This is a genomic window from Acinetobacter pragensis (assembly GCF_001605895.1).
In the GTDB taxonomy this organism is placed as follows: Bacteria; Pseudomonadota; Gammaproteobacteria; order Pseudomonadales; family Moraxellaceae; genus Acinetobacter; species Acinetobacter pragensis.
In genome coordinates this window covers 51,046-60,312 of the sequence record NZ_LUAW01000026.1, presented here as the reverse complement: position 1 = coordinate 60,312, position 9,267 = coordinate 51,046, and the positions used below count along the sequence as shown (strand labels likewise).

The 9,267-nt window shown below is 44.2% G+C and carries 10 protein-coding genes and 1 pseudogene; 7 read left to right on the top strand and 4 right to left on the bottom strand.

From position 1 onward, the window contains the following. Window positions 1-381 precede the first annotated feature (381 nt). Entirely contained in the window at window positions 382-1,470 is a 1,089-nt protein-coding gene (locus AZH43_RS12255) for a DNA/RNA non-specific endonuclease (RefSeq protein WP_067670074.1), read from the top strand. Window positions 1,471-1,533: 63 nt separating this feature from the next. Further along, the gene (locus AZH43_RS12250) at window positions 1,534-1,779 is read left to right on the top strand and encodes a hypothetical protein (protein WP_067670072.1); all 246 of its coding nucleotides are present in this window, start codon (window positions 1,534-1,536) and stop codon (window positions 1,777-1,779) included. 101 nt (window positions 1,780-1,880) lie between these two features. Here the strand turns inward: AZH43_RS12250 and aqpZ are convergent, their stop codons facing one another. Continuing rightward, a complete protein-coding gene (aqpZ, locus tag AZH43_RS12245) occupies window positions 1,881-2,567 on the bottom strand; it encodes an aquaporin Z (RefSeq protein WP_067670070.1) in 687 nt (228 codons plus the stop codon). A 126-nt stretch (window positions 2,568-2,693) separates the two neighbouring features. Beyond that, the gene (locus AZH43_RS12240) at window positions 2,694-3,692 is read right to left on the bottom strand and encodes an AraC family transcriptional regulator (RefSeq protein ID WP_067670068.1); all 999 of its coding nucleotides are present in this window, start codon (window positions 3,690-3,692) and stop codon (window positions 2,694-2,696) included. Between the two features lie 107 nt (window positions 3,693-3,799). Here AZH43_RS12240 and AZH43_RS12235 point away from each other — a divergent pair, with 107 nt between their 5' ends. Continuing rightward, on the top strand, window positions 3,800-4,417 hold the full coding sequence (locus AZH43_RS12235) for a hypothetical protein (protein WP_067670066.1): 618 nt from the start codon (window positions 3,800-3,802) through the stop codon (window positions 4,415-4,417). A gap of 221 nt (window positions 4,418-4,638) precedes the next feature. Here the strand turns inward: AZH43_RS12235 and AZH43_RS18910 are convergent, their stop codons facing one another. Beyond that, window positions 4,639-4,959 carry a hypothetical protein gene (locus AZH43_RS18910; protein WP_227509815.1) on the bottom strand — a complete coding sequence of 107 codons (321 nt, stop codon included), beginning with the start codon at window positions 4,957-4,959 and terminating at the stop codon, window positions 4,639-4,641. A 605-nt stretch (window positions 4,960-5,564) separates the two neighbouring features. Beyond that, window positions 5,565-6,323, bottom strand: coding sequence for an imidazole glycerol phosphate synthase subunit HisF (gene hisF / locus AZH43_RS12225; protein ID WP_067670064.1), 759 nt, complete (start codon window positions 6,321-6,323; stop codon window positions 5,565-5,567). Window positions 6,324-6,436: 113 nt separating this feature from the next. Here hisF and AZH43_RS12220 point away from each other — a divergent pair. The 4 genes and pseudogenes from AZH43_RS12220 to hisI form a co-directional block, all read left to right on the top strand. Beyond that, window positions 6,437-7,126, top strand: a pseudogene (locus AZH43_RS12220) (phosphotransferase); the annotation flags it as partial. 283 nt (window positions 7,127-7,409) lie between these two features. Further along, window positions 7,410-7,826 (top strand): ferric iron uptake transcriptional regulator, encoded by a 417-nt coding sequence (gene fur, locus AZH43_RS12215; protein WP_067670062.1) that lies wholly within the window; start codon window positions 7,410-7,412, stop codon window positions 7,824-7,826. A gap of 101 nt (window positions 7,827-7,927) precedes the next feature. Next, complete coding sequence (gene folE2, locus AZH43_RS12210; RefSeq protein WP_067670061.1) at window positions 7,928-8,833, top strand: GTP cyclohydrolase FolE2; 906 nt, start codon at window positions 7,928-7,930, stop codon at window positions 8,831-8,833. Beyond that, complete coding sequence (hisI, locus tag AZH43_RS12205; protein ID WP_067670086.1) at window positions 8,827-9,246, top strand: phosphoribosyl-AMP cyclohydrolase; 420 nt, start codon at window positions 8,827-8,829, stop codon at window positions 9,244-9,246. The genes folE2 and hisI overlap by 7 nt, the downstream gene beginning before the upstream one ends. Window positions 9,247-9,267 lie beyond the last annotated feature (21 nt).

Below are 9,267 nucleotides of genomic sequence, written 5' to 3'. Positions count from 1 at the left end.
GTGCGTTTAAGATAGTGATGTGTGCGGGTGGTTTTTTTTKWTYSWMSYWRAWRKYKGMWWACBAAGHHHTCAGGATGACTCTATWAMCWWGCTTTCGTCTGCGTCTTAGAATGCATAATGACTCCAATCAATCTTTTTTCGTGTTTTCGTATTTTTACCATGTCACAGTTGATTGGCCTGTTTCAATCAAACCTACTGAAAGGCTTCAATCCCACGTATAAAGTTAAATACAAGCGCGACATTTTGTTACACCAACTGCTGTATTGTTGGACAATTCCTGTATATTTGTTAAGCAAGGCAAAAAAAGTTCCATATACTTCACGCCGCATGCTTGCTAAGCTCCCGAAAAATAGTTCTTTTTAAAAGTAAATGTTGTAAGTAATGGCAAGAAAGAAAAGCAGTTCAGGGAATATTTTGGCTCAGCTTTTGAACCAAAATGGCGTAAAAATGATTTTAGGCTTTGTGGCTGCAGGAAGTTTTGCTTTTGCATTCGGACAAGAAAAAATTCAGCAGTTTGTTGCGAAGGCAGCACCTTCTAATTCGGCATGCTTAGACCAGTTTTACCGTGATGTGCCGCCTTATCTAATGAAGGACAGCCTGAATAAAAACAGTTATCCGCTGTGCTTTAACGGTTTCAATGTGATGTATTCAGGCGTTTCAAAAACGCCATTGTGGGTGGCGGAAGCGCTTACACCAGAGCGCTTAAGCCAAAAAATTCCGCGGGAAGACAGTTTCCATGAAGAACCCCGCGTCAATGAAGCGCATCGGGCGCTGCTGTCGGATTACCGTGCATCAGGCTATGACCGCGGCCATATGGCGCCGAATGCCGACATGCCGACCAAAGATGCGCAGTTTGACAGTTTTTCATTGGCCAACATGGTGCCGCAGGCGCCGAAAAACAATCAGCAGGTTTGGCGTGAGCTGGAAGAGGCGACCCGGGCCATAGCCACAAAACAGAAGCAGGATGTCTATATTGTCTCTGGGCCAGTTTTTGCTGCCCAAAAGCTCAAGACCATTGGCAAAGGCGTAATTGTGCCGACGGCAACCTATAAAGCGGTATATCTGCCGAAAACAGGCGCAATAGGCGCGTACTATGCGCCAAATGATAATTCTCTGCAGGTGAAAATCGTCAGTGTCTGCTATTTGGAAGAGCAGCTGGGCATTAACCTGTTTCCGCAGCTGAATGAAGAGCAGAAGCGCAATACCTATAATTTGCCATTAAAGGCCACTGCAGTGAAAGCGGCGAAGCCGATAGAATATTCTTACTGGGATGCAGAGAGCCAGTGCGCAGAAGATGTCAGCAACGATGATCTGCAGGCGATGCAAAAGCAATTCAAGCCAGCGGGAAGCTCATCATCCGCTGGATCAGCCGGGCAGGCCTCGACTGGGCTGGACAGCGCTGCGCAAGATGCGATTGTTAAGCAGCTGGTGGAATCCCTGCTTCAATACATTCTGCAGTTGTTGAAATGATTTTCCTGCATTAGGATGGTGGCAGACACTCCTGATTGAATAACAACAAGATAAGAGGAAATGATGTTTAAGCCTTATGAAAATGCGACAGAATCGCATGCGATTCATGATTTGACGCTTGAAAATGCAGAAGATTGCGTCAGCCTGTACGGCAATTTGCAATTAACCAAAGACCAAGCTGGACTGCAGGCCGCTAAAGCGCTGCAGGCCGTGCTGAATGAGGTAGTTAAGGCTTTGGAAAGCGCACCGGACTTGCCTGAAGCGGTTCAGCGTGAGCATGGTGGCGAAGTGGAGAACCCTTTTCTGTAAATGCCGGCCCTATCCATCTAAGGAAAATAAAAAAGCGCAGCACTGCGCTTTTTTTATTGTTTTGATTTGCCTTTGTGGTTAAAGGCAAATCACGCGGGGGATTATTCTTCTTTGGCCACACCTTTATAAATCAGCGCGCCAATCACAGCGCCAATAATCGGCGCGACCCAGAACAGCCACAATTGGCCTAGAGCCGCAGTTTCAGCAAAGAATGCCACGCCTGTGCTTCGCGCAGGGTTCACTGATGTATTTGTGACTGGAATGCTGATCAAATGGATCAATGTTAAAGCCAAGCCAATGGCAATCGGGGCAAAACCCGCAGGGGCGCGTTTGTCGGTTGCCCCCATAATGACAATCAGGAACATGGCTGTCAGCACAACTTCAATGATCAGTGCTGAAACCATGGAGTATTTGCCCGGTGACAAATCACCGAAGCCGTTGCTGGCAAAACCGCCTGTGCCTGCAAAACCGGCTTGACCGCTGGCAATTAAGTATAGAATCCAAGCTGCCAGTACCGCGCCAATGACTTGTGCCACAATATACGGAACAAGGTCTTTGGCATCGAAGCGTCCGCCTGCCCATAGGCCAATACTGACGGCTGGGTTGAAGTGCCCTCCGGAAATATGTCCAAGGGCATATGCGCCGGTTAATACGGTCAGGCCAAAGGCGAGGGCAACACCGGCAAAGCCGATGCCGAGTTCAGGGAATGCCGCTGCCAGCACTGCGCTGCCGCAGCCGCCGAAAACCAGCCAAAAGGTGCCAATTAATTCTGCAATGTACTTATTCATAGAAACTCCTTGAGTTCATTTTCTGCCGCTTATTTTTCTGAATTTAACTTATTTTCATGACTGTTTAATGCAAAAGACAATGACATAAAGAGCCGTAAAATACCAGTATCTTCATATGCTGCGCTTTTATAAATTATGCTGCCGCCATTGCTGCGGAGTCAGCTGCTGCCATTGCTTGAATGCGCGCTGAAAGGCGCTCTGTTCCGAATATCCCAAAAGCAGAGAAATTTCCTGCAGGCTCAAATGCGGATCACGCAGATATTCTTCAGCCATCATGCAGCGGATTTCCTGCATCCGCTGCTGGTAGGTGGTGCCTTGCTGCTGGAGATGGCGCTGCAGCTGGCGCACTGAAATATTCAGCTGATTGGCGATATGTTCTATTTGAAACAGGTTTTTTTGTAGCCCGGTTAAAATCGCCTGCTGCAGCCGATGATCGGTTTGGGTGGTATTCGGCAGTTTTTCCAGCAAGGCATTGGCTTGCTGGGTCAGCAGCAGCTGCAAGGTTTGATCCGCCTGAAAAAAGGGTTTTGACAGCTCCTGAATCGGCATCAGCACTTGCGAGCAGGGCTGGGAAAAGCGGACTTTACAGCGAAAATACTGTTCATACAGCGCCACATGTTTAGGCGCTGCGGATTGAAAATGCACCTCATGCAGGCAGATCTCTTTAAAGTCCATAAAGTGCTTTAAAAAGCCGATCATCAATGCAATGGCGACTTCATCGGTCAATTGAGTCGCCATATTTTTAGGCAGGTCAGACCAGCGGATAGAGAGCAGGTCATTTTCTGCAGAAACCTGCAGCGGCGAGCCGTCATAAATTAAACGGTGAAAATCATGGTAGCGCTGCAAGGCTTCACCGAGGTTTTCACAGGACATGGCAATGTAGGCGATAATGCCTAAGTGCTTAGGCTGGACCAATTCTGCGATTTCTAAGCCGAGTGCGGGGCGCTGCAGCTGATGATCGAGCTGTGTCAGCAAATCACGCCATACGGTATAGTCAAAGCGTTCTAAATTTTGGATCTGCTCCAGCTGTTCTGGAATCACAAGCGCTTGAGCCTGATAAAATGCATAAAGCAAATGTCCGAGGCCGCCATAGACTGAGCCGGTATAGTTTTTGAGCTGCTGCATTTTTTGTTTTTGGAATATTGTCGTAATTTGTCAATGATATTCAAAAAATAGGTCAATATCTAGTCTTTTGCATTCTCTATAGTCAGATGGATAGAGGGAGAACGCATATGTGGAAAGGTTTTATAGCGGGTTTGGTGATTGCGAATGGATTTGAATGGGTCGCGCATAAATATATTCTGCACGGCACACACCGTGCAGGGAAGCCGCGCTACAGCCCTGTACCTGACAGCATGAAGTCGCATTGGGAACATCATCGTGAAGTGCGGAAAACAGATTTTCACGATCATGGCTATGTAGAAGGATTCAGCAATTGGCGCACAAAAAATGAAATCATTTCGCTGGCTGTGGTCGCAGGCGTTTTTGCGCCGCTGTTTTATCCAGTTTCTAAAGGCATGAGCCTGTCTGTACTGTATGCTGCCGGAAATTACTACTATATTCACCGCCGTGCGCATTTAGAGCCGGAATGGGCCATGAAGAAAATTCCATGGCACTATGATCATCATATGAATTCCAATCAGGATGCCAATTGGTGTGTTACCAAACCATGGTTTGACTACATCTTGGGAACCCGGGTGATTTCATCGCCGGAACTGCAGGAAAGCAACCCGCTGGGCATTGCCTTGCCGCAGGCGCTGTCAGAGCGTTTGAATTGGGTTGTCAGCCGTATCCGCCCTGTAAAATGGGTTGAGAAGAAAGCAAAATTACTCGAAAACGCAACAGTTTAAATGATGCCTGTCAGAGAGGTGCGCTGCACAGTAAGATTTGTCGTGTTTGGTCAATAATTTACGCTTTTATTGTCAATATTTAGCCGCCGCTTTTGTTTTATAGTGGCTTAATTGAAGATGCTTAGCGGTCTTCGATAAACTGTCTGTATATTTCACTGGTCATTTTTAGAGAACCGAGCGCTGTAATTTTTTGGTTTATAGGAGTCTGCGGACTCCTTTTTTTATGGCGTTTTTTCCAGTTTTGTCAGCATAAAGCGGCCATTCCAATCTTTTATTTCTGATGCATATTCAAAGCAATAAGTTTGTCCCAAGTTTAAATGGGCTAATTGATTTATATGTTGAAAGGCTGTGCGATCGCCATTAAATTCTAAAAATTCTGATGCGCTGGTTTTAAATTGAAGTGCAGTTTCATGGCTGTTTCTTCGACCCAAATTGAATTTGATGTATTGGGTGAATACGGCGCATTGTTTTTCTTGTTGCGGCGCATCTAAAGCTTTTTGATACAGGGCATTGCGGTATTGATCCAGACCAACGAGATACACATAAAAATAGCTGCAGATGAGCAAAATAAGAATGATAGCTTGGGTCCGAGTGTTAGGCTTGAGCAACGCAAAAATCGGCCACATTGCCAATAAGCTGCAGAGGCCGATTAAAAATATAAATTTGTCTAAATACATGTTCTATTTAATTTGAGTCAGTGTAAAGAATAGTCAATTTCGATCTTTAGCGATGGGCGTGTATTGGAAACAAATAGGCAGCTCTGGCTACAAGCTTGTTAAGCTTGGAAGTTGTTTAATCACTTGCCTGCTGCAAGTAAAGTTGAACGAAACGCCTAGTTCATTTGAAAAGCTATAGATATATTCAACTTCATCTGAACCACTAAAACGCTCATGCACAACTTTTGTCTGCTTAATGAATTTGCCGCAATGATGAATTTGATTTGGTGACTCCAATATAAAGTGTAGTCACTATGGCGGCAAGAATGACAAATTCGAATATTTTTTTTTGAGGTGAGCTGCATCTGGACGCTTAAAATATGCATTTTATTGGTCTTATTATATTTTGATTTTGCTGAATATTATTCTTTTTTAAAATCAAAAAGAACGCCGAAGCGCTCTTTGTAATCAATCTTTAATGCCGCTGCTAATTACAATCGCATTTCAATCCCTTGTTCTGCAAGGTATTTTTTCGCTTCTGGAATGGTGTATTGGCCAAAGTGGAAAATAGATGCCGCTAGAACTGCATCTGCGCCGCCTTTTAAAATACCGTCTGCCAAATGCTGTAAGTTGCCTACGCCGCCAGAGGCAATGGTTGGAATGGTTACACGGTCATTGATATTGCGCATCAGTTCAAGGTCATAGCCGGCTTTGGTGCCGTCCGCATCCATAGAGGTGACCAGCAGTTCACCGGCGCCGAAGTCAGCCATTTTTACGGCCCATTCAATCGCGTCAATACCGGTCGGCTTACGGCCGCCGTGGGTAAAAATTTCCCATTTATTGTCGCCGGTTTTTTTAGCATCAATGGCGACCACAATGCACTGTGCGCCAAAACGCTGCGAGGCCTCCTGAACAAATTCAGGATTGAATACGGCTGCTGAGTTGATGCTGACTTTATCTGCGCCGGCATTCAGCAATAGACGGATGTCTTCGACTTTGCGCACGCCGCCGCCTACAGTCAGCGGCACGAACACAGATTCTGCCATGCGTTCTACGGTGCGGTAGGTGGTGTCGCGGCCATTGGAAGTCGCGGTAATATCCAAAAAGGTGATTTCATCTGCGCCCTGTTCATTATAACGGCGCGCTACTTCAACTGGATCGCCTGCATCACGAATATCTAAAAATTGCACACCTTTCACGACGCGGCCATTGTCTACGTCAAGGCAAGGAATAATACGTTTAGCAAGCATAATTTTTTCCAATAATTACAGCCGATTATGAAACTCACCCGCACAAGCGCTACACCTTGGCAGATTGAAAAGGTATTCTATCAAACTTATGTAAGATTTTTCGCAGGTTTTCTATGTCGGTTTATACCACTTTGACTTTAAAGGAAGTTCAGGACTTCACAGCGCCTTATGGATTAAAGGCGGTTGACCTGATTCCCATTCAAGGAGGGATTCAAAATACCAACTATTTTATTGTCTGCGAAAATGGCCAGCAGTATGTCTTGACCATCTTTGAAGATATGGATGAGCAGGCTGCCGGTGAATTGGTGCCAGTGCTTGAGCATTTAGGCCAAGCCGGTTTGGCCGTGCCTGTACCGCTGTCGCATGGCGGCAAAGCCATTCACACGTTAAAAGATAAACCTGCGCAAGTTGCGCCGCGCATGCAGGGAAAACACCCTATGCCGGCCTCTTTAGGTCAGGCGGAAGCGATTGCTGTGGCGCAGGCTAAAATGCATGTTGCGCTGCAGGACTTTCCGCTGGAGCGCGCTTTTTACCGTGATCATGCCTACTGGCGTCAAGTATCGCGCGAGGTGAAGCCGAGTCTGAATGATGCGGACACCATGCTGCTGAACAATCTTTTAGGCGTGTATGATGCCTTGACGGCGATGTACCCGAACCGTCCTAAAGGCTTTATTCATTCTGACTTGTTCCGTGACAACACTTTATTTGAAGGGGAAGAGCTCAAAGGCATTTTAGACTTTTATGAATTAAATAAAGATGAACTGCTGTTTGATATTGCCATTACCTTAAATGACTTCTGCACAAATATTTTTCAGTATGATCCTGAGAAAATATTAAAGCACTCAGCTAGTGAACAAGATTCTCCCCTTTCCGAGCAGGAAATCCAAGAAGCGATTCTGGCAAGAAATACAGCACGAAGCAATAAACAATATGCTTTAGCAGATCAAATTCGACAGAAATTACTTAAAAGTGGCATCCTTTTAGAGGATACCCAGACACAAACAATTTGGAGACTCAATCAATAATGAATGATGTTTACTTATTAAGATTCATCCTCCCCATCTTTATCAAATACGGATTACACATATGGCGATTAGCAATCAAGACCTGAGAAAAGCAGGACTAAAAGTCACTCTTCCGCGAATAAAAATTTTAGAAATATTGGAAAACTCAATTCCTCACCATCTGAGTGCGGAGGATATTTATAAAAAACTATTGGAGCAAGATGAGGATGTTGGACTAGCAACGGTCTATCGTGTCTTAACTCAATTTGAAATGGCAGGTATTATTCAACGCCATAACTTTGATCACAATCATGCTGTATTTGAGATAAAGCAAGATACTTCGCACGATCATCTTGTCTGTCAAGAAACAAACCAAATCATTGAGTTTAAGAATGAGGAAATTGAAAAATTACTTCTAGATATTGCAACAAAGCATGATTTTCAACTCACAGGACATTCTCTGATCTTATTTGGATATTGTAGAAATTCAACTAAGTAAAATAAAAATCGACTATTTATCAGTTCTTATCAAAAGCATACTAGAAACAATATCTGTTAAATGTTATGTTATAACATAACATTTAACAAATACTTTCAATTATGAATGCCTTGCAGCTCCCAGATGTCTCATCTGAACCTTTTCTGAATATGCATGCCTATCCTCTCGATTGGGTCGGAATGGAGAATATCGCCTTACCTATTCAAATTCAAAATACACTGTGCGCAAGTAAAGTGAATGCCTATGTCAGCTTAGATGATCCTCAGGCTAAAGGCATTCATATGTCTAGACTGTATACTCGACTGTTGGAACTCCATGCCCTACCTGACCTAACTTTAAGTAAAATTTATCAAGCGCTTCAAGATTTTTTAGCGAGCCATACTGAGCTCTCTCAACAAGCCCGCCTTGATATTCAAGCGGAGTTTAATTTAGAACAACCTGCTTTAGTCAGCGCACTATCGGGCTGGAAAAGTTATCCATTTAACTTATCCTGTAAGTTAAGTGAGCATACTTTTGAAGCAGAATTAGCAATAGAAATCACCTATTCCTCAACGTGTCCTTGTTCTGCTGCTTTAGCACGTGACCTCATTCAAAAAAGCTTTCAAGATGCCATTGATACAAAAAAAATAAATCCACAAAACACCGATGAAGTTATGGCGTGGTTAGGTACAACAGATGCGATTGTAGCAACTCCACACAGCCAAAGAAGTTTTGCTCAGCTACGTTTTAAATTAGCCCCTTGTTTACAGTCCATTCCAATTCGGCAATTCATTTCACATGCAGAACAAGCCTTGACAACACCTGTTCAGACAGCTGTCAAACGCGTAGATGAGCAAGCATTCGCATTAGCAAATGGTCAAAATTTAATGTTCTGTGAAGATGCTTTACGCCGCTTATACCACGCATTTGTCAACTACTCAGGTATTTCAGGATTTAACTTCAAAGTCATTCATGCTGAAAGTCTACATGCTCACGATGCAGTCGCTCAGGGATCATGGCAATGGTAGGTTCAACAGTTTTTCTAGACATTGAACAAGGAAAGATGGGGCAATGTTATGAACTGAAAAGCATTATTGATGCCATTCCCTGGAACAAGGATGGACTAATCACTGCCATTGCCCAAGATGGACAAAGTAAAGATGTCTTAATGCTTGCTTGGATTAACCGTGATGCACTACTTGAAACCCTAAATACAAGACAGGTTTGCTATTGGTCTCGCTCGCGGAAATGCTTATGGCGAAAAGGCGAAAGTTCAGGACATCGTCAAAAACTCATTGAAGCCAGACTTGATTGTGACGGTGACAGCATCCTTTTTTTGGTCGAGCAAGCTGGACCAGCCTGCCACACTAATCGTCCCAGTTGTTTTTATCTTGGATTAAACACACAACACGCCACAATTTTAACTCAGCCCATCATTTAGCTAATTTATATAACATTGAAG